General features: G+C 67.2%; 17 protein-coding genes. 11 read left to right on the plus strand and 6 right to left on the minus strand.

Annotated features, from left to right (window positions below; translation table 11 throughout):
- Positions 1–94: 94 nt before the first annotated feature.
- From KQH53_12960 to KQH53_12980, 5 genes are all read left to right on the plus strand, one after another.
- Positions 95–787, plus strand: a complete 693-nt coding sequence (locus KQH53_12960; protein ID MCB2227580.1) for a MerR family transcriptional regulator — start codon at positions 95–97, stop codon at positions 785–787.
- A 293-nt stretch (positions 788–1,080) separates the two neighbouring features.
- Positions 1,081–3,210: an enoyl-CoA hydratase/isomerase family protein gene (locus KQH53_12965; protein ID MCB2227581.1), complete on the plus strand. Its 2,130-nt coding sequence runs from the start codon at positions 1,081–1,083 to the stop codon at positions 3,208–3,210.
- 12 nt (positions 3,211–3,222) lie between these two features.
- Positions 3,223–5,025 (plus strand): acyl-CoA dehydrogenase, encoded by a 1,803-nt coding sequence (locus tag KQH53_12970; GenBank protein ID MCB2227582.1) that lies wholly within the window; start codon positions 3,223–3,225, stop codon positions 5,023–5,025.
- A gap of 67 nt (positions 5,026–5,092) precedes the next feature.
- Positions 5,093–6,298: an acetyl-CoA C-acetyltransferase gene (locus KQH53_12975; GenBank protein ID MCB2227583.1), complete on the plus strand. Its 1,206-nt coding sequence runs from the start codon at positions 5,093–5,095 to the stop codon at positions 6,296–6,298.
- Positions 6,299–6,367: 69 nt separating this feature from the next.
- The gene (locus tag KQH53_12980) at positions 6,368–7,111 is read left to right on the plus strand and encodes an SDR family oxidoreductase (protein MCB2227584.1); all 744 of its coding nucleotides are present in this window, start codon (positions 6,368–6,370) and stop codon (positions 7,109–7,111) included.
- A 7-nt stretch (positions 7,112–7,118) separates the two neighbouring features.
- On the opposite strand, the gene KQH53_12985 is transcribed toward KQH53_12980, so the two are convergent.
- From KQH53_12985 to KQH53_13010, 6 genes are read right to left on the minus strand one after another with little or no spacing between them, the layout of a single operon-like run.
- Complete coding sequence (locus tag KQH53_12985) at positions 7,119–8,000, minus strand: 3-hydroxyacyl-CoA dehydrogenase family protein (protein ID MCB2227585.1); 882 nt, start codon at positions 7,998–8,000, stop codon at positions 7,119–7,121.
- A 25-nt stretch (positions 8,001–8,025) separates the two neighbouring features.
- Entirely contained in the window at positions 8,026–9,348 is a 1,323-nt protein-coding gene (locus tag KQH53_12990) for a DUF362 domain-containing protein (protein ID MCB2227586.1), read from the minus strand.
- A gap of 31 nt (positions 9,349–9,379) precedes the next feature.
- A complete protein-coding gene (locus KQH53_12995) occupies positions 9,380–10,447 on the minus strand; it encodes a phosphotransferase family protein (protein ID MCB2227587.1) in 1,068 nt (355 codons plus the stop codon).
- Positions 10,444–11,151, minus strand: a complete 708-nt coding sequence (locus tag KQH53_13000) for a TetR/AcrR family transcriptional regulator (GenBank protein MCB2227588.1) — start codon at positions 11,149–11,151, stop codon at positions 10,444–10,446. Before KQH53_13000 ends, KQH53_12995 begins: the two co-directional genes overlap by 4 nt.
- On the minus strand, positions 11,148–12,356 hold the full coding sequence (locus KQH53_13005) for an acyl-CoA dehydrogenase family protein (GenBank protein ID MCB2227589.1): 1,209 nt from the start codon (positions 12,354–12,356) through the stop codon (positions 11,148–11,150). The genes KQH53_13000 and KQH53_13005 overlap by 4 nt, the downstream gene beginning before the upstream one ends.
- Before the next feature lie 29 nt (positions 12,357–12,385).
- Positions 12,386–13,084, minus strand: coding sequence for a histidine phosphatase family protein (locus tag KQH53_13010; GenBank protein MCB2227590.1), 699 nt, complete (start codon positions 13,082–13,084; stop codon positions 12,386–12,388).
- 181 nt (positions 13,085–13,265) lie between these two features.
- Between KQH53_13010 and KQH53_13015 the strand changes: the two genes are divergently transcribed.
- The 6 genes from KQH53_13015 (at position 13,266) to KQH53_13040 (ending at position 20,572) form a co-directional block, all read left to right on the plus strand.
- The gene (locus KQH53_13015; GenBank protein MCB2227591.1) at positions 13,266–14,030 is read left to right on the plus strand and encodes an electron transfer flavoprotein subunit beta/FixA family protein; all 765 of its coding nucleotides are present in this window, start codon (positions 13,266–13,268) and stop codon (positions 14,028–14,030) included.
- Entirely contained in the window at positions 14,027–15,025 is a 999-nt protein-coding gene (locus tag KQH53_13020; protein ID MCB2227592.1) for an electron transfer flavoprotein subunit alpha/FixB family protein, read from the plus strand. Before KQH53_13015 ends, KQH53_13020 begins: the two co-directional genes overlap by 4 nt.
- Before the next feature lie 97 nt (positions 15,026–15,122).
- The gene (locus KQH53_13025; GenBank protein MCB2227593.1) at positions 15,123–15,893 is read left to right on the plus strand and encodes an enoyl-CoA hydratase/isomerase family protein; all 771 of its coding nucleotides are present in this window, start codon (positions 15,123–15,125) and stop codon (positions 15,891–15,893) included.
- A gap of 43 nt (positions 15,894–15,936) precedes the next feature.
- Positions 15,937–17,994: an acetate--CoA ligase family protein gene (locus KQH53_13030; GenBank protein ID MCB2227594.1), complete on the plus strand. Its 2,058-nt coding sequence runs from the start codon at positions 15,937–15,939 to the stop codon at positions 17,992–17,994.
- A 2-nt stretch (positions 17,995–17,996) separates the two neighbouring features.
- A complete protein-coding gene (locus KQH53_13035; protein MCB2227595.1) occupies positions 17,997–19,115 on the plus strand; it encodes an NADH:flavin oxidoreductase in 1,119 nt (372 codons plus the stop codon).
- A 71-nt stretch (positions 19,116–19,186) separates the two neighbouring features.
- A complete protein-coding gene (locus KQH53_13040) occupies positions 19,187–20,572 on the plus strand; it encodes a sigma 54-interacting transcriptional regulator (GenBank protein ID MCB2227596.1) in 1,386 nt (461 codons plus the stop codon).
- Positions 20,573–20,674 lie beyond the last annotated feature (102 nt).

The raw sequence follows: 20,674 nt of genomic DNA on the forward strand, positions 1-20,674 counted from the left end.
TGTTTGGTGTATATGTGAGGCGCGTTCATCAACCCACTGCTCCGAGACGCCCCATTTGTCCTGGGGCCCGGGGGGAAGCAGGCAATTTAATCCCATGAAGATAAGCGACCTTGCCAAGCGCACCGGGGTGCCCAAGCAGACCATCCATTACTACATTCGCGCGGGCCTGTTGCCCAAGCCGCGCAAGCTGGGCAGCAACTCGGCCGACTACGACGACAGCTACGTGGACCGCATCCACCTGATCAAAGAGCTGCAGAACGACTTTTTCTTCCCCCTGCCCACCATCAAGAAGATCCTTTGGGAAAACCGCAGCGCCAACAAGCAGGCCATGCTCAAGCTGCGCATGGACTACTTCCGTCCCATGGAGCACTACCTGGGCACCGGCGCGGTGGGCGACGAGGCCTTTCTGGAGGCCACCGGCCTGGCCGCCCGCTGGCTGCCCCAGCTCCAGGAGTGGGGACTGATCAGCCCCAAGGAAGAGGACGGGCAAAACGTCTATTCCCAGGACGACGTCATCATAGGTAAGGTGATGTTCAACATGGCCAAGATCGGCATCCACCGGGGCAACAACTTCAAGCCAGAGGTGACTCTGCCCATGCTGGCCACCTCGTTCAAGGACATCGCCAAGGACCTGATCGACGACTTCCAGCGGGCCACGGTGGACCTGAAACCGGCCGAACGCCGGGAGCTGGCCAAACGGGGCCACGAGATCATGGGCGTGCTCTTCTATCACCTCTACCGCAAGTACGCCCGGCAATATCTCCAGGATCTGGGGCGCGAAGCCTAATCCCATCCCGGGCCCTCCCGGCTCCGACAGCCTCCTAGAAAGCATCGCCCCGCTCCAGGCGCCGCCCGGCGGCGGAGGGCGGTTCTTTGTGCCGGCGCGCCCGGCCCCCGGGAATTCTCGCCCTTTCCAGGTATTTTTTATGTTGCAATCTAGGCTTTATTTTGCTTGTATATTCCCACCTTTGAATAATTAACATCGAGTAACGCAAAACGTTATGCCGCAAGGGCCAAATTGCCAATAAATCCTTGGCGCTATGCCGGGCAGGCTTTTTTTCTCAGCCTAGGGAGAGGTAGATGAACACGGACTACAAGACGGTGAAGATGGAGCTGGATGGCGGCGTGGCCGTCCTTTACATGGACAACCCGCCGGTCAACCAGATGTCGGAGCACTTCATCCTGGAGCTGAAAGAGGCCTCCCTGGCCGCCCTGGCCGATCCAGAGGTAAAGGCCCTGATCATCACCGGCACGGGCAAGAACTTCATGGCCGGGGCCGATGTGACCCAGCTTCTCACCGTGACCGACCGCGACGCCTTCGTGGAAAAGCTCATGGAGGTGCACCGCTGGTTCAACGCCCTGGAGCAAGACCCCACCCCGGTCATCGCGGCCATCAACGGCAACTGCCTGGGCGGGGGCATGGAGCTGGCCCTGGCCTGCAACTACCGCGTGGCGGTCAAGGGTGTGAGCGTGGGCCTGCCCGAGGTGAAGCTGGGCCTGCTGCCCGGCAGCGCGGGCACCCAGCGCATGCCCCGGCTCACCGGCCTGCCCGACGCCCTGGACCTGATCACCACCGGCAAGTTCATCAAGGCCGACAAGGGCTGGTCCCTGGGATTCATCGACGAGGTGGTTCCCGCAGACCAGCTCCTGGACACGGCCAAGGCGGCGGCGCATAAGTTCCTGTCGCGCGAGCTGGACATCCGCACCCGCATGGCCAGCCGCCGCTTCGACCGCCTGCCCAGCGCCAGCGAAAAAGAGCATTTGATCAATTACGTGAAGATGGAGACCGCCAAGAAGGCCAAGGGCTACATCGCGCCCTTCAAGATCATCGAGGCCATGGAAAAGGGCCTGTCCATGGACTTCGAGGCGGACATCGCCCTGGAGGCCCAGCTCTTCGGCGACTGCCTGGTCTCGGACGTGGCCAAGAACCTCATCGGCATTTTCCTGAATGAGCGCGCCGCCGGCCGTTTGCCCCGCATCAAGGGCATCAAGCCGGCGCCCATCAAGAAGGTGGGCATGTTGGGCGGCGGGGTCATGGGCTCCAGCATCGTGCACCTGCTTCTCTCCTACGGCTTCGAGGCGGTGCTCTGGGAGATCAACCAGGAGGCCCTGGACAAGGCCGTGGCCGCGATCAAGAAGACCTTCGCCTACAAGATCAAGACCAAGAAGCTCAAGCCCGAGCAGCTCGACATCCTCATCAACAGCAAGCTGACCCAGGCCACCGGCCTGGAGGCCATGGCCGATTGCGACCTGATCATCGAAGCGGTGGTGGAGAACATGGATGTCAAGCAGGACATCTGGAAGAAGCTGGAGGGCATCTGCCGGCCGGACGTGGTCTTCGGCACCAACACCTCGGCCCTGCCCATCACCGATATGGCCACCGTGCTGGCCGACCCCGGCCGCATGATCGGCCTGCACTTCTTCAACCCGGCCGAGCGCATGCCCCTGTTGGAGATCATCTGCGCGGAGCAGACCTCGGACCAGACCCTGGCCACCAGCGTGGCCTTTGGCCGGGCCATCAAGAAAGTTCCCGTGGTGGTCAACGACGGACCGGGCTTCTACGTGTCGCGCCAGCTGGGCGGGCTCATGGGCGGCTCGGTGTTCCTCATTGCCGATGGCGTGGACTCCATGGCCATCGAGAAGGCCATGCGCTCCTTTGGAATGCCTATGGGCCCGGCCACCCTGGCCGACCTCACGGGCATCGACATCAACTATCACGTGAACCAGACCTTCGCCAAGCGCCTGGGCTCGCGCTACAACGTGCATCCGCTCACCGAGGCGATCTACCAGCTCGGCGACTACGGCCGCAAGACCGGGCGGGGCTACTTCGATTACAGCGGCCCCGAGCCCAAGCCCAACCAGCGCCTGGCCGAGGTGGTGGCCGCCTACCTGGCCGAGCACAACGTAACGCCCAAGGAGATGAGCGCTCAGGAGATCATTGACGCCATGCTGGCCCTGGGGATCAACGAGGCCGCCCTGATGATCGAGGAAGGCATCTGCGATCGCCCGGCGGACATGGACCTGGCCATGATCTACGGCACCGGCTTCCCACCCTATCGCGGGGGCATCCTGCGCTACGCTGACAAGTGGGGCTTGGCCAACGTCTTGGCCAAGCTCACCGAGCTGGAAGCCGCCTATGGCGAGCGCTTCGCCCCGGCCCAGCTCATCAAGACCATGGCCGCCGAGAACCAGACCTTCTACCAGATGTAAGGGGAGCGCCCGATGGCCGATAGATTCGTCAGCCTGCGCAACCTGCGCTTCTTGCTATACGAGGTCATGGAGGCCGGCCGCTTGGCGGACTGGCCCCGCTTCGCGGAGTACGACCAGGAGAGCTTCGACATGATGCTGGACACCGCCCTGCGCCTGTCCAGCGACCTGCTCTTCCCGGCCCTCAGGGAACTGGACCAGAACCCGCCCCGCCTGGAGAACGGCCGCGTGCTGGTGCAGCCCCTGGTGCGCCAGTTCCTCTTACAGGCCGGCGACGGCGGCTGGGTGGGCGCGCCTTTCGGCTACGAGCACGGCGGGCTCCAGCTCCCCACCATGATCAACACCGCCTGCTTGTACATGTTCAACGCGGCCAACTTCCCGGCCGCCGCCTACCTGGGCCTCACCACCGGCGCGGCCCACCTCATCCTCTCCTACGGCACCGAGGAGCTTCAGGAAACCTACGTAGCGCCCATGCTGGCGGGCCGCTGGCAAGGCACCATGGCCCTCACCGAGCCCCAGGCGGGCAGCTCCCTGTCCGACGTGGCGGTGAGCGCCCAGCCCACGGAAGACGGCCATTACCTCATCAGCGGCCAGAAGATATTCATCTCCGCCGGCGACCACGACGGCGCGGACAACGTGGTGCACCTCATGCTGGGGCGCATCAAGGGCGCGCCCCCCGGGGTCAAGGGCATCTCCCTGTTCGTGGTGCCCAAGCTCCGGCCCGATGGCAACGAGCTGGTCTCCAACGACCTGGCCACCGCCGGCCTGTTCCACAAGCTGGGCTATCGCGGCTGCCCCATCGTGCAGCTCTCCATGGGCGAGAATAACGACTGCCGGGGCTGGCTGGTGGGCGAGCCCAACCAGGGCCTGGCCTACATGTTCCAGATGATGAACGAGGCCCGCATCGGGGTGGGCAAACAAGCCGCGGCCGTGGCCTCGGCCGCCTATTACGCCTCGTTGCAATACGCCCGCGAGCGCCTGCAAGGCCGCCCCATGGGCGCCAAGGACCCCAGCCAGCCTCAGGTGCCCCTGATCCGCCACGCGGATATCAAGCGCATGCTCCTGATGCAGCGGGCCGTGGTGGACGGTTCCCTGTCGCTGATCCTGCAAGCGGCCTGGTACGCCGACCTGGCGGCCCACGGCCCGGAGGAAGGCCGCGACGACGCCTTCCTTCTGCTGGACCTCATCACTCCGGTGGTGAAGAGCTACCCCTCTGAGATGGGCGTCTTGTCCACCAGCGCGGGAGTGCAAATCCTGGGCGGCTACGGCTACACCGACGAGTTCCCCCTGGAACAGCTCTACCGTGACATGCGCATCCACCCCATCCACGAGGGCACCACCGGCATCCAGGGCATGGACCTGTTGGGCCGCAAGGTAATGATGCACCACGGCCGCGCCTACAAGCTGTTCGCCCAAGAGGTGGCCGGGGACATCGCCGCCGCCGAGGACATCGCGGACCTGGCCCCCCACGCCCAGCGCCTCACCGTGGCCATGGGCCTGTTGCGCCAGGCCACCGAGGCCAAGACCGCTCTGGCCGCCAAAGGCGATGTCGAGAACTTCCTCAGCGACGCCACGCTGTATCTGGAGCTGTTCGGCCTGGTGGCCATCGCCTGGCAGTGGCTCAAGCAGGGCCGGGTGGCGGCCCTGGCCCTGGATGGCTCGCCCAGCCAGGCGGAGCAGGACTTCTACCAAGGCAAGCTCAACACCATGCGCTACTTCTTCGCCTACGAGCTGCCCAAGGCCCACGGCCTGGCCCAGCGCCTGAGCGAGGACGACGGCCTCACCGTTCAGGTGCAAGACGAGCACTTCGCCGACTAGGCGGCGAACCGATAATCGCTAAACCCTTGGGTGCCTGGGCACCCGTGTCATGGCAAGGAGAGATCAAATGCAAGAAGTAGTTATCGCCGGGTACCTGCGCACCGCCCAGTCGCGCTGCCGCCCCAACGACCCCGGCCGGGACTGGTTCCACGCCCTGAGGGCTGACGAGCTCCTGGCCCTGGTGCTGCCCGAGCTGATCAAGCGCACCGGCATCGCCCCGGAAGAGGTGGAGGACTTCATCGTGGGCTGCGCCACCGGCGTGGGCGAGCAATGGACCTACGGCGGCCGCAATCCCATCTTCCTGGCCAACCTGCCCGAGACCATCGCGGCCAAGTTCGTGGACCAGCAGTGCGGCTCGGCCATGGCCGGCATCCACATCGGCTTCATGGAGATCGCCCAGGGCTTCGCCGACGTGGTCATGGTGGGCGGCATGGAGCACATGACCCGGGTGCCCATGGGCGGCACCACCAAGGACCGGGGCCTGGCCCAGCCCAACCTGAACCTGTTCCTGAATCCCGAGCTTCTGCACTGGGACATGATGACCGCCATGAACATGGGGCTCACCGCGGAGAAGCTCTTCGCTCAGAGCGGCTGCACCAAGGAGGATATGGAGCAGTGGGCGGTGCGCTCCCACCAGCGCGCGGCCCAGGCTCAGGCGGACGGCTTCTTTGACGGCGAGATTCTGCCGGTGGAGGCCAAGCAGGCCGACGGCAGCGTGATGACCGTGACCAAAGACCAGGCGGTGCGCGGCGGCACCACCCTGGAGGACTTGGCCGGGCTCAGGCCCGCCTTCAAAAAAGACGGCGTCATCACCGCCGGGGTCAGCTCTCCCCTCAACGCGGCGGGCACCGGCATGATCCTCATGTCCAAGGAAAAGGCCAAGGCCAAGGGCATCAAGCCCCTGGCCACCATCCGCTCCATCGGTTTCGCGGGAATCGACCCCACCATCATGGGCCAAGGCCCGGTGCCGGCTAGCCAGAAGGCCCTGGGCAACATCGGCCTCAAGGCCTCGGACATCGACTTCTGGGAGATCAACGAAGCCTTTGCCATCGTGGCGCTTAACTGTATAAAGGAGCTGGGTCTGGACCCGGAGAAGGTCAACGTGATGGGCGGCGGCCTGGCCATCGGCCATCCCCTGGGGGCCACGGGCAACCGCCTGGTGGGCACCCTGGCCCGCATCATGGAGGCCAAGGGCGGCCGCTGGGGCTGCGCCAACGCCTGCGTGGGCGGCGGCCAGGGCGTGGCCACCATCATCGAGCGCGAAGACTACTAAGCGCCAAGGCACAAACCGCCCTTCCCGCGCCCGGGGCGTGGGAGGGGCTTTTTCATTAGGGAAACCGCCATGCGCCTGAAAGACAAAAAAGCCATCATCACCGGCGCGGCCCAGGGCATCGGCCGGGCCACGGCCCTGCTCTTTGCCCGCGAAGGGGCCGACCTCACCGTCTGCGACCTGCGCGAAGACGCCCTCAACTCCCTGGCCGAGGAAGTCCGCGCCCTGGGGCGGCGCTGCCACGTGGCCCTGGGCAGCGTGGTGGAGCGCGCTTTTGTGCAAACGATGGTGGCCGACACCATTCAGGAGCTGGGCGGCCTGGATATCCTGATCAACAACGCTGGTATCATCCGCGACCGCATCGGCCACAAGATGAGCGAAGACGAGTTCGACTCGGTGGTGGCGGTGAACCTGAAGGGCGCTTTCAACTGCCTACAGGCCTGCATGATCCCTCTGCGCGAGCAGGGCTCCGGGGCCATCGTCAACGTATCGTCGGTGAGCCGCTACGGCGCGGCGGGCCAGTTGAACTACTCGGCCACCAAGGGCGGGGTGGCCAGCATGACCGGCGCGGCGGCCAAGGAGCTGGGCCCCAAGGGAGTGCGCGTGAACTGCGTGGCTCCGGGTTTCATCGAGACCGAAATGCTCTCCACGGTGCCCCAGGAGACCCTGGAGATGTACCGCCGCTTCCTGGTGCCTCTGGGGCGCATGGGCCAGGCCGGGGAGGTGGCCTCGGTGATGCTCTTCCTGGTCTCGGAGGACGCCTCCTTTGTCAACGGCCAGACCATCAACGTGGACGGCGGCACCTACACCTATTAGGCGCGGCTCAGTCCTCGTCGCCCCAGGGTTGGCGTTTGCCCTCGGGGGTGTAGCGGTAAAATCCCTTGCCCGCCTTGCGTCCCAGGCGGCCCTCTTCCACCATGCGCTTGACCAGGCCCGAGCGGCTGATCAGCTTTTCTTCGCCCATGGAGACCAGGAAATCGTCGATCAGGGCGATGGTGTCCAGGCCGGCGTTGTCCGCGATCTCGAAGGGCCCCGCCTTCCAGCCGTAGCCCAGGCGCATGCCCGCGTCCACGTCCTCGGGCGTGGCCACCCCGGCGGCCACCAGGTCCGCAGCCTCGCTGAGCGCCGCGGCGAAGACTCGGTTCATCACGAAACCGGGCAAGTCGCGCCGCACCTTGACCGGCGTCTTGCCCAGGGAGCGGATGAAGGCCAGGCTCCGCTCGAACACCTCATCCGAGGTGGCCTCGGCCTGGATAACCTCCACCAAGCCCATGAGCGGCACCGGCCCGAAGAAGTGCAGGCCCAATACACGCTCCGGGTGGGCGGTGGCTCCGGCCAGGCGGCCGATGGGAATCGAGGAGGTGTTGGAGCCGATGGGCGTGGCTTCCGGCGCCAGGCGATCCAGCTCGGCGAAGAGCTCCAGCTTGAGCGCCTCTTTTTCCAAAGCCGCCTCGATGATCCAGTCGGCAGCGGACGCGGCGGCCAGGTCTTGCTCCAAGCTCAGCCGGTCCAGCACCTCTTCCGGCGTCTCGCCGATCACTCCCTTGGCGGCCAACTTGCCCAGGGAGACCTCCATGCCCGCCCGGGCCTTGTCCAAGGCTTTGGGCGACACGTCCATCAGATGCACCCGCCGCCCGCTCGTCGCGCAGACCTGGGCGATGCCCCCGCCCATGAACCCGGCTCCCACCACCAAAACCCGCTCCATGCCCAGCCTCCTCGCGCCGCGCGCCTTACTCCACGGTGAACAGCTTCTCGTCGAACTCGGGCTTGTCCTTGTAGCGCCGCATGTAGGCGGCGGGCATGGCGTCCATGTTGGCGAACAGGGCCGGGTCCACCATGATGCCCGCCTGTTGCAGGGCCTCGATGATCTGCTCCGGCTGGGGCGGACAGCCCTTCACCGGGATCATCTGTTTGATGTCCGGGTTGTCCTTATGCGCCTGATACATGCACTTGCCCAAGAGAACCGTCTTGTTGGCTCCGGGCCGGGGTTGCATGGCCTTGCCGGTGAGAACCTCCACATTGTCGAAGGGCTCGCCCTTCCAAGCCCCGACTATGCCCGCCAGCACGGTGCCGTTTATGCCGGAACAATAGGTGCACAGGGTGGAATCGTACTTGTAATAGCCCAGGCCCTGGATGCCCTTCTTCTCCAGCACTATGGGCATGGTGTCGCCCTCGGTGTAGGGGAAGGCCCAGCCGTGGGGCTTAATGTTCTCCTCCACCGGCTCGCCCAACACTTCCACGTCCGACAGGTCCAGGGGACGTCCCTCCCGTTCCAGGGCGCGTGTCAGGTAGGGCACCGTGTCCGGCGGATGGCCCAGGAGGGTGGAACCCACCTTGTCGGCCGAAAGCAGGTCCCAGGAGGCCACCAGCAGATCGCGGCGGTGCATGATGCCGTCAAAGCCGGGGCCATACTCCGAGGTGTAGGTGCCGTCGATCACCGTGAGCACCGGCGGCAGGGGCAGGGCCAGGCGCGAGACCCAGTTGTGCAGGTCCTTTTCCGGGTCCGCGTTGTGGCAGCGCTTGCGCGACTTCACGTCGATCAGGCCCTTCAAGTTCTTGAGCCCCAGGCTGACCATGGTCTGGGCGTGGGTCTTCATCACCGGCAGGCTCACCACCAGGTCGCCCTCCAGCACGTCGGCGTTGAAGCTCAGCTTCATGTCGTCGCCCAGGTCAACTTCCTTATAAGGCCTCGTGAAGGCGTCCAGCACCTTGACCCCGTAGCGCTGTTTAAGCTTGTTGTAGCCCAGGTACTCGAAGGCGTGGGCCGGGGTGGTGGTGTCCTTGTAGCGCCCCAGCACCATGCCTTCGATGATGGTGATGTCGTCCACCCCGCGCTCCTTGAGCAGGCGCACCATGTCGTGCACCAGGCGGCTGGTGGTCACCACTCCCCACTTGGGAAAAGGCGCGCTGGCAGTCCAAAAGACGATGTTGGGCTTGAGAAACACCTTGGCCCCGGTGGAGAGGCGCTCCAGACCGCCGCACAGCTCCAAGGCCCGGCGCACCGGCTCGTAGGCCTGGTCGTAGCGAACCAGGGAAACCGCGTATTTGCTCATGACCATGCTCCCGCCCTCCTTCTGGGGGGCATTACAAAGAGGCGTTGTCCATCACCCGCTCGGCCTTGGCCAGCAGGGCGCGCACCGCGTGGGGCAGCCGCGCGAAGCGCTGGTCCTTGGTCTGGCCGTGATAAAAGCGGTAGTAGATCTGCTGGGCGATCACGGCCAGGCGGAAAAGGCCGAAGGTGTAGTAGAAGCCGATGTGGTCCATCACCCGCCCGGTCTTTTGGCTGTAATACTCCACCGCCTGGGCGCGGGTCAGGCTGCCGGGCAGATAGGTGAGCATGGCCGCGTTGGCCAGGAGCTCCGGCTCGTCGTCGGCCTGGGCCCAATAGGCCAGGGTGCAGGCCAGGTCCATGAGCGGATCGCCGATGGTGGCCATCTCCCAGTCCAGCACCCCGATGATCTTCAGAGGGTCGGCCGGGTCCAGCACCACGTTGTCCAGCTTGAAGTCGTTGTGGATCACCGTGCCCACCGCGTTGTCCGGAGGCAGGCCGGCCGACAGCCAGGCCATCACCGCCTCGCCGTCGGGCACGTCCGGAGTGCGCGCGTTCACGTAGCGTTTGCTCCAGCCCTCCACCTGCCGCCGCGCGTAGCCGGCCGGCTTGCCGAAGTCGCCCAGCCCGGCGGCCACGTAGTCCACCGCGTGCAACTCGGCCATCAGCTCCACCAGGCGCTCGGTGAGCCGGCGCATCTGGGCGGGCCCGAAGTTCAGTTCTGGCGGCATCTCCTTGCGCAGGATGATGCCCGAGATGCGCTCCATGACGTAGAAGGGGCAGCCCATCACCGCCTCGTCCGAGCAATAGGCCAAGGGCCGGGGGCAATAGGGGAACACCGGGTGCAGGGCCGAGAGGATGCGATACTCCCGTCCCATGTCATGGGCGCTCTTGGCCTTGGTGCCGTGGGGCGGGCGGCGCAGCACCATCTGCTTTTCGCCCGCGCTGATCAGATATGTCAGATTGGAGTAGCCCGAGGGGAACTGGGCAATCTTCACCGCCCCGCACAAGCCGGGGATGCTCTCGCGCAGATAGGCCTCCACCCGGGCCGCGTCCAACTCTTCGCCCTGCCTGGTGGGGGCTGCCAGGTCCATCACGCTCATGCCGCCGCAACCTCCTCCGCCTCGCCGGCCCGGCACAAGCGCAGGGCCGCGTCCACCACAAAGGCGGCGTAACGGTCCACGCTTACCCGGCGCTTGGCGTATTTCCAGCGCTTGAGGTACCAGTCCTGCACCATGGCCTTGATCATTGCCGCGGCCAGGCCGGGGTCCACCTCGCCGAAGGCCCCCTGCTTGCGGCCCTTGCGGATGATGCCCGCGAAGAGCCGCTCGGTGACCTGCTCGCTCTCCTTGGCCCGCTCCTTCTCCCGCTCGCCCAGATGGCGTGCCTCCATGTAGGAGAAGAAGAACCAGGGCTGCATGGCCTCGCTCAGGAAAAGGTGGGCGCGTATGGCCGCGCCCAGCTGCCCGGCCGGCTCGGCCAGGGAGGCGAAGCTTTCCCGCAGGATGCGCCCGGTGAGGCGGCGTCCCGTGGCCTGGATCATCTGAAGCAGCTCGTCCTTGTTGCCCACGTAATCATAAAGCGCGCCCAGGGACAGGCCGCTGGCCTTGCTCAGGTCGCGCATGGTCATTGCCTGGAAACCCTTCTGGTTGCTCACCCGGAGGGTGGCGTCGAAGATGCGCTCCAGGTTCTTCACCGCCAGGGCCTCTTTCTTGACCTTGATGGCCTGGCGGTTGGCGGCCAGCATCTCCTGGCAGAAGTCGCGGCGCGAAACCGCCACCGCGCGGCTGAACTCGGCGAAGTTCATCGCAGGCCGTGCTCCGCCGCGTACTCCTTGAGGATGCGCTTGGCCACCGAGATCTTGTGCACCTCGTCAACTCCGTCGTAGATGCGCGCCGAGCGCTCGCCCCGGTAGAAGCTGGCCAGAACGGTGTCGTCGGTGACCCCCAGGCCGCCGTGCACCTGCACTGCCCGGTCCAGCACCCGCTGCATAACCCCTGCGGTGTAGAACTTGATCAAGGAGATGTCCTGGCGGGCCTCTTTCTGGCCCTGGGTCTCGATGCGCCAGGCGCAGTTTAGCACCATCAGGCGGGCGGCGCGTATCTCGGCCGCGCTCTCGGCGATCCAGGCGCGGATGATCTGCTGGTCGGCCAGGGTCTTGCCCGGAGCGATATCCCGGGTCAGGGCGCGCTCGCAGATCATGTCCAGGGCCCGGTTGCTGATGCCGATCCAACGCATGCAGTGGTGGATGCGCCCCGGCCCCAGGCGCTCCTGGGCGATGACGAAACCGTGGCCTTCGGGCCCCAGCAGGTTGGCCTTGGGCACCCGGCAGCTTTGGTAAAGAATCTCGCCGTGGCTGTGCCAGCCCGATCCGGCATGGCCCATCACCGGGATGTTGCGCACCAGGTTGAAGCCGGGCGTGTCGGTGGGCACGATGATCATGGAGGCCTGGAGATGAGGCGGGGCCTCGGGGTTGGTCACCGCCATGACGATGGCGAAGGACGCGCCGTCGGCCGAGGAGGTGAACCACTTGTGCCCATTGATCACGTAGTCGTCGCCGTCGGCTACGGCGGTGGTGTCCAATAGCACCGGGTTGGAGCCGGGCTGGTCGGGCTCGGTCATGGAGAAGCAGGAGCGGGTCTGTCCGGCGACCAGCGGGGCCAGAAAACGCTCCTTCTGCTCCGGAGTGCCGTACTTGATGAGAATCTCGATGTTGCCCGCGTCCGGCGCCTGGCACCCGAACACGTAGACCCCGGTGGGGGTGCGGGCCAGGGCCTCGCAGACCAGGCCGTACTCCACCAGGTCCAGTCCCATGCCGCCGTACTCCTTGGGGTGCAGAGGGCTCCACAGCTCCATGCGCTTGACCATCTCTCGTTTCTCGGCCAGCACCGGCTCCAGCTCCTCCCAGGGGCGGTGGATGAAGTCCTGCTCCAGGGGCACCAGCTCCTTTTCCACGAACTCGTTGATGAGCTCCAGGATGGTCTGCATTTTGGGCGATACGGCGAAATCCATTGCTTGCTTACCTCCCCATGGGGTGTTGGTCAGCGATAGGTGACCATCTCCGCCCGGCCCTGGGTCTCCAGATGCATGGTGGAGTTGAATTCAGCCAGGGAGAACTCCTCGCGGTTGTACATGAAGCTTGAGAGCGAGGCGTTCTTGATCACGTAGGTCAGCTTAAGGGCTACCCCGTGCTCCAGGTTCAGGGCGCGCTGCATGATGGCCGAGATGGGCCCGCCCGAAGTGAACAGCACCACCTTCTTGCCCCGCCCGTTGGCCGCGCACACCCGCTCCACCGCCCGGCCCACCCGGCCCAGAAACAGTTCCCAGGTCTCGGGCAGTCCCTGGTCGTATTGGCCGGTGATCCAGCGGTGCATGGCTGCGTCGTAGATGGTCTGAAAGGCGCGGCGATCGCTGAACATCGTGGCCACTGCCCGGTCCACGGCCGGGTTCTCGCGGCGCAGCTCCGGCAGCAGGGCCTTGATGATGGGGCCGGAGGCGAACTCGTTGAACTCGGGCATTATCTCCAGGACGGGCGGGGACTCCAGGCTCTCCAGCACCGCCTGGGCGGTGTCCCGCTGACGGGCCATGTCGCCCGAGTAGGCCGCGTCGAAGGAGAGCCCCAGCCCGGCCAGGTGCTCCCCGGTCAGGCGGGCCTGCGCCTGGCCCAGCTCGGACAGGCGGTCGTAGTTTTCCTGGCCAAAGGAGGCCTGGCCGTGGCGCATGACGTAAAAGAGGCTCATGCCGAGCGCGCTCCCCGCCGCCCCATTCGGGCGGGCCGTGATGGATGATGGGCCCATTGTGCACCCGGCCACGGGGCATGGCAAGTTATTTCCGAACGAATGTTCGTTTTTTCTTGTGACCTTCCGCAAGCTGGTCTACACTTTTCCCCAGACGGCCGGGTTTGGCCGCGAGGGGAGAGCCATGCGCGTCCTGTGCCTGCTCAAGCAAGTCTGCGAACCGGAGAGCCTCTTTGACCTGCAAGAGGGCCGCCCGGTGTTGCGCCCGCCCGCGCGCTGGAAGATGAGTTCCTACGACGAGTACGCCCTGGAGGCCGCCCTGGCCCTCAAGGACGCCCGGCCCGACACGGAAGTGACGGCCCTCTCCCTGGGCCCGGCCCGCTGCGAGGCCGTGCTGGAGCGGGCCCTGGGCATGGGCGCGGACCGGGCGGTGCGCCTGGACGACCTGGACGAAACCATTGCCCGCCCCCTGGCCGTGGCCTCGGCCGTGGCCGCCTGGGCCGAGGGCCAAGGCTTCGATCTGATCCTGGCCGGGGTCATGTCCGACGACGCCATGCAAGGCGCGGTGGGGCCCATGCTGGCCGAGCTGCTGGGCCTGCCGCTGGCCACCGGCGCGGTGGAGCTGGCCCTGGCCGAGGACGCCAAGTCGCTGACCGCGCAGCGGGAGATGGAGGGCGGCCGCCGCCAGGAGGTAACGCTCCCCCTGCCCGCCCTGGCAACCATCAACTCCGGCCCCGCCCGCCCGCGCTACCCTACCCTGTCCAAGCTACTCAAAGCCAAAGAGACCGCGCCGCTGGTAATCGACCCTACCGCCCCGGCCCCGCCCCTGGAAGCGGTGCGTGAATATCGTCTGCCGGTAAAGACCCGGGCAGGCCTGATGCTCTCCGGCGACATTCAGGCCAAGGCGTCCCGACTGTTGGACCTGCTGCGCGAAAGGGCCCTGCTGTGAGCCTGGCGGGCAAGCCCCTGGTGGTGGCCGTGGCCGAGCACGGCCCCGAGGGCCTGGCCCCGGTCAGCCTGGAGCTGGCTGCCTGCGCCCGCGAGCTGGCCCAAGCCCTGGGCGGCGAGGCCCGCCTCCTGGTGCTGGGCGATGGCGTGGAGCCCTTAGCCAGCGAGGCCGCCCGCCTCAGCGGCCTGACCGTGACCGGCCTTGAGGTGCCGGGGCTAACCGAATTCTCCGGCGAGGCCTACCGCGCCTTGCTGGCCGAGCTGCTGCCCGCCTGGTCCCCGGCCATGGTGTTGGCCGCCCACACCACCAGCGGCCTGGACTGGGCCCCCGGCCTGGCAATGCGTTTAGGCGTGGCCTTGGTCAGCGGAGTCGAGGCCATCGAGCATGGCGAGAGCGGCCCCCTCTTCCGCCGCGCCGCCTGGCATGGCAAGCTCAGCGAGTTGGTGGAGGCGCAAGCCGAACCCCTGGTACTCACGGTGCAGCCCGGCTCCTTCCCTGCGCTGCCGCCGGCCGAAACGCCCGGCTCGGTAGAGGTGCTAACCCGCGAGTTGCCGCCCTGCCGCGCGCGGGTGCGGCCGGGGCAGGCCCCGCTGGAGCGCGACGCGGCCCTGGGCGCGGCCTCGGTGGTGGTGGCCGCCGGGCGCGGGGTGGGCAAGCCGGAAAACCTGGAGCCCCTGCGCCGCCTGAGCGCCCTGTTCTCCAACGCCGCCCTGGCCGGTTCGCGGCCGGTGTGCGACCTAGGCTGGCTGGGCTACGCCAGGCAGGTGGGCCTTACCGGAGCCACGGTAAGCCCCCGCCTATACCTGGCCTGCGGCATCTCCGGGGCGCGGCAGCATACCGTGGGCATGCAAGGTTCGGGCTACATCGTGGCCATCAACAACGACCCCAACGCGGCCATTTTCAACCTGGCCGACGTGGGGGTGGTGGAGGATTTGAACGCCTTTATCCCCGCCCTGTTGGAGCTGGCCGGGGCCGGGCCGGGCCGGGAGGGCTGAACCCACGCCCGCGCGCGGCGATTGCCTCTTGGGCCGCAATGCCGTATATGAAGGCTGAGTGGGGGTAGTGCCCAAACCGCTGACAAGGATGCGCACCATGGAACTGCTATACGAAAAGAAAGAGCACATCGCGCTCTTTACGCTTAATCGGCCCGAGGCCTTCAACGCCATGAGCCCGGACCTGTTCCGGCAGATGCACGACGCCTGCGAGGACTTCGCCCAGGACCCCCAGCTGTGGGTGGGCGTGTTCACCGGGGCCGGGGAAAAGGCCTTCTGCGCCGGGGCGGACGTTAAAACCTGGCTGCCCTTTGTAAAGGAATGCCGCGAGCGCCCCTGGCTCATGCCCACCACTCCCCTTCGGGGCATGGAGCTGGACAAGCCGCTGATCGCGGCCATCAACGGCGTGGCCCTGGGCGGCGGCCTGGAGCTGGCCCTGGCCTGCGACCTGCGTATCGCCTCCGAGAAAGCCCGTTTCGCCTTCCCCGAGGCGCGCCTGGGCATCCTGCCCCGCCTGGGCGGCACGGTGCGCCTGCCCCGCCTGGTGGGCAGCGCCAAGGCCGCCGAGCTGATGTTCACCGGCCGGCGCATCGCAGCGGCCGAGGCCCTGGACATGGGCCTGGTCAACCGGGTGGTGCCCCAGGAAGACGTCCTGACCTCCGCCCTGGAGCTGGCCGGCGAGATCTGCCAGTGCGCCCCCCTGGCGGTGCAGGCCATCAAGAAGAGCCTGCGCCGGGGCGTGGGCATGTCCATTGAGGAAGCCCTGTGGTGCGAGAACGCCCTGGGCATGCCCCTGTACGACACCGAGGACTACGAAGAGGGCCGCAAGGCCTTTGCCGAAAAGCGGCCCCCGGCGTTCCAGGCCAAGTAGGCCGGTCCGCCCGGCCCTCACCCCGCTGCCAGGAAGCACGAACATGCAGAAATTCTTTACGCCCGCTTCGGTGGCCGTGGTGGGGGCCAGCCCCGACCGCACCGGCCAGCACCTGCTGGCCAACACGGCCCTGGCTCCCGGGGTCTCGGTCTATCCGGTCAACCCCAAGTACAACGAGCTGGCCGGGCTGCCCTGCTTTCCCTCGGTGAAGGACATCCCCGGCCCGGTGGACCTGGCCGTCTTGCTGGTGCCCGCCCGCTTCGTGCCCCAGGTGCTCCGGGACTGCGCGGCCAAGGGGACCCGGGCAGTGATGATCCAGAGCGCCGGCTTCGCCGAGACCGGCGAGGAGGGCCACGCCTTGCAGGAGGAGTGCCTGGCCATCGCCCGCCAGGCGGATATGCGCCTGTGGGGCCCCAACTGCATGGGCCTGGTGGACGTGCCGGGCCGCCGCTTCTTTACCTTCATGCACAGCCGCATCACCGACGCCCTCTTGCCCCATGGCGGCCTGTCCCTGGTGGTGCAGAGCGGCATGCTCTCGGCCGGGTTCCTGGCCGACCTGGCCACCCGGCGCGGGGTGGCGGTGAGCAAGGCCTGCTCTCTGGGCAACAAGTGCGACGTGGACGAGTGCGACGTGCTTCAGGTGCTCCTGGACGACCCCGAGACCAAGGCGGTGGGGCTCTACCTGGAGTCCCTGCCCCGGGGCCGCCGCTTCATGGAGTTGGCCGAGGGCGCGGACAAGCCCCTGGTGGTGCTCAAGTCCGGGCGCAGCCGCTCCGGGGCCAAGGCCGCCCTGAGCCACACCGCCAGCCTGGCCGGAAACGCCCGCCTCACCGAGGGGCTCCTGGCCGCGGCCGGGGTGACCACGGCGCGGGACTTCCACCAGATGGTGGACCTGGGGCGCACCCTGGCCATGCTGCCCGATCTGCCCGCCAAGGCCAAGACGGCGGTGCTCACCTTCAGCGGCGGGGGCGGCATCCTCTCCTGCGATCTATTGGAGGAGCAGGGCCTGGAGGTGGCCGAGCTGGCCCCGCCCACCCTGGAAGCCCTGGCCGGACTCTTCCCGGCCTGGATGCCACCCTCCAACCCGGTGGACCTGTGGCCGGCCATGGAGCTGCACGGCGGCTCGGAAACCTTGCACCGGGCGGTGGAGATCGTGGCCCAAGACCCGGGGGTGGACCTTATGTTTGTGCACTCCTTCCTGGGCGCGGCCAGCAAGGGCATGGACCTGGAAGCCATGCGGGCCGCGGCCCATGGGGGCGGCAAGGCCCTGGCCTTCTGGGGGCTGGGCCTCACCGAGCCCATGAAGGAGTTCGAGGGCCAGGCCCTGGCCGGCGGGGTGCCCCTGTTCGGCGAGATGGCCCGGGCGGTGGATTGCCTGGCCGCGGCCGCCCGCTGGCGCAAGAGCGAGCGCGCTCCCCGGCCCCCGGCCTCGGGCCGGGCCCTGCCCGGCGGCCTGCCCCCGCGCAAGGGCGTATGGGACGAGCACGACTCCAAGCACCTCCTGGCCGCCTGGGACATCCCGGTGGTGGCTGAGACGGCCACGGACGAGCTGGCCGCTGCCCAGGACGCGGCGGCCAAGCTGGGTTGGCCGGTGGTGCTCAAGGGCCTGCTGCCCGGCGAGGTGCACAAAACCGAGAAGGGCCTGGTGGTGCTGGGGGTGCGCGGCCCCGAGGAGTTGGCCGAGCAGTGGGAGCGCCTGCGCGAAGCCATGGACGGCCAGGGACGCATCCTGGTGCAGCGCCAGCAGCGGCCCGACTACGAGCTGATCGCGGGCTATCTGCGCGACCCTCAATTCGGCCCCTGCGTGATGCTGGGCTTGGGCGGGGTGCTGGCCGAGCTGGAGCCGGACGTGGCCTTTGAGCTGGCCCCCCTGGACCACCAACGCGCCCTGGCCATGCTGGGCCGCCTTCGCGGAGCCAAGCTTCTGGAAGGCTACCGGGGCCAGGCCCCCCTGGACCGCGAGGCCCTGGCCGGGCTGCTCTGCCGTTTGGGCGACCTGGGCGCCTCCCAACCGGGCATCACCCAGATCGACATCAACCCCGTGGCCGTGGAAAAGGGCGCACCCTTGGCCCTGGACGCCAGCATCATCTGGGAGGCCTAGACATGGACCGGCTTTTCGCGCCTTACGATCTCAAGGGCATTTCCCTGGCCAACCGCCTGGTGCGCTCGGCCACTTTCGACAACTCCGGCCGGGGCAGCGGCAAGGTCTCCGACCGCCAGCTGGAGCTGTACGGCGACCTGGCCCGGGGCCAGGTGGGGCTCATCGTTTCGGGCATCATCCTGGCCCACGAGTCGGGCCGGGTGGCCCTGCGCCAAAACTCCCTGGCCAACGACGAGTGCGTGGCCGACCTGGCCCGCATGACCGAGGTGGTGCACGCCCAAGGGAGCAAGGTGGCGGCGCAGCTTTTCCACGCCGGGCGCGAGGCGTCCCGCTTCCGCGCCTTCACCCAGGGCGAGCCCGCCTGGGCTCCCTCGCTGCTGGAGCATGACCCCTACTTCGAGCACCCGCACCGGGCCATGCCCGCCGAGGAGATCGAGGCGGTGGTGGCCGGCTTCGGCGCGGCCGCGCGGCGGGCCCGGGAGGCGGGCTTTGACGCGGTGCAGGTGCACGGGGCCCACGCCTATCTCTTTGCCCAGTTCCTTTCGCCCCACACCAACCGCCGCGAGGACCAGTGGGGCGGCGGCCTGGAGGGGCGGCTGCGCCTGCACCTGGAGGTGCTGGCCGCCATCCGCGCCCAGGTGGGGCCGGACTACCCGGTGATGATCAAGCTGGGCCTGGCCGACGGGTTTACCGGGGGCCTTGAGTTCGACGAGGGCCTGGAGGCGGCCCAGCGGCTGGCCGAGGCGGGCTACGACTGCATCGAGGTGAGCCAGGGCCTGCGCGGGGCCGACTACAGCGAGACCGAGTTCCGGCCCGAGGACAAGAAGGCTCCGGTGCAGGGCTACTTCCGCGCCTGGGCCGCGGCGGTCAAGGAGCGGGTAGCGGTGCCGGTGATCGCGGTGGGCGGCCTGCGCACCCCCCAGGCCTGCGCCGAGGCGCTGGCCCAGGGCCAGGCCGACCTGGTGGCCCTGAGCCGCCCCCTGATCAGCGAGCCCGGCCTGGTGGCCCGCTGGCAAGACGGCGACCACGCCCGCGCCCGCTGCATCTCCTGCAACAAGTGCATGGAGACGATTCTGCAAGGCAAGCCTCTTAGCTGCATCCTGGAGCGCCGGTCCGGCTGAGACCCCTGCTCTCCGGCCCGTCCCATCTGGTAGAATTGCCTCAGTTGAAGCCCCCCAAGCCAGGGACGCTTATGCCCAACAGCACTTGGCGCCAAATCCCGGACTACCTTGTCACCGCGCTCATGGAGTCGCCCCACGAGTCCATGCTGCTCATCGACGCGGAGGGCAAGATCCGCTTCATGAGCCGCTCCACCGCCGAGTTCTACCAGGTGGACCCGGTGCAGGTGGTGGGCGCCCACATCCACGAGGTGAACCCCGCTTCCCGTCTGCCCGAGGTGCTCAAGACCGGCAAGGCCGAGGTGGGCTCGGTGCTGCGCATGGCCGGCAAGGAGCGCATCATCGCCCGCATCCCCATCCGCGACGACGACGGCCGGATTGTGGGCGCATTCGCCAAGCTGGTCTTCTGGCACGTCAAGCGGGTGCGCGAGCTGGTGCGCCAGACCGAGGTGCTGGAGGAGAAAGTCAATTATTATGAGAAGGAGCTGCAAAACCTCTACTCCTCCCGTTACGACCTTCAGCTGGTGGTGGGCGAATCGCAGCCCATCCAGCAGGCCCGCCAGGTGGCCACCCAGGCGGCCCAGTCGGACCTGAGCCTTCTCATCACCGGCGAGACCGGCACGGGCAAGGACCTGTTCGCCCGAGCGGTGCACCGCATGAGCGCCCGCCACAACAAGCCCATCGTCAAGGTTAACTGCGGGGCCATCCCCCATGAGCTGTTCGAGTCGGAGTTCTTCGGCTACCAGGCCGGGGCCTTCACCGGGGCCAGCCAGCGCGGCAAGCCGGGCAAGTTCGAGCTGGCCAACGAGGGCACCATCTTCCTTGACGAGGTGGGCGAGCTGCCCCTGGCCATGCAGGTGAAGCTCTTGCGGGTCATCCAGGAGCAGGAGGTGGAGCGCCTGGGCGGCACCAAGCCCCTCAAGCTCAGCTTCCGGGTAATCGCGGCAACCAACCGGGACCTCAAGGCCATGATGCGCGCGGGCAAGTTCCGCCAGGACCTCTACTACCGCCTGAACATCTTCCACCTGCGCACCCCGGCCTTGCGCGAGATACGCGGCGACATCCCCCGCCTGGCCTATCACATCCTCTCGGGCCTGCGCACCGGCAAGCGCCCGGTGCCCGCGCGGGTTTCCCAGGAGGTGATGCAGCTGCTGAGCTCCCACGACTGGCCGGGCAATGTGCGCGAACTCAAGAACGTCCTGGAGCGGGCCGCGGCCGTGGCCGGCAGCGGCACCCTGCTCCCGGACCACCTGCCCCCGGATTTCCTGGAAGCCGCGCCCCAGAGCAAGGTGGTCTCGCCGGCGCCCCGCTCCCTGAAGGCGGAGATGGCCGAGGCCGAGCGCCAGGCCCTGGAGCGGGCCCTTAAATACACCGGAGGCAACCGCACCCAAGCGGCGGAGCTGCTGGGCATCCACCGCACCGGCCTGCACCAAAAGATCAAAAAGTATGGCCTGGATTAATCTTGTGTATAAATTATTCTACTTGTAGACATTTCTAGACACACAGAGACGGACTTTTCGCGCCGAAACAACCCCCTGAAATATCGCATAATTTATCTGAAG

The sequence above is a fragment of the Desulfarculaceae bacterium genome, from assembly GCA_020444545.1.
Classification (GTDB): Bacteria; Desulfobacterota; Desulfarculia; order Desulfarculales; family Desulfarculaceae; genus Desulfoferula.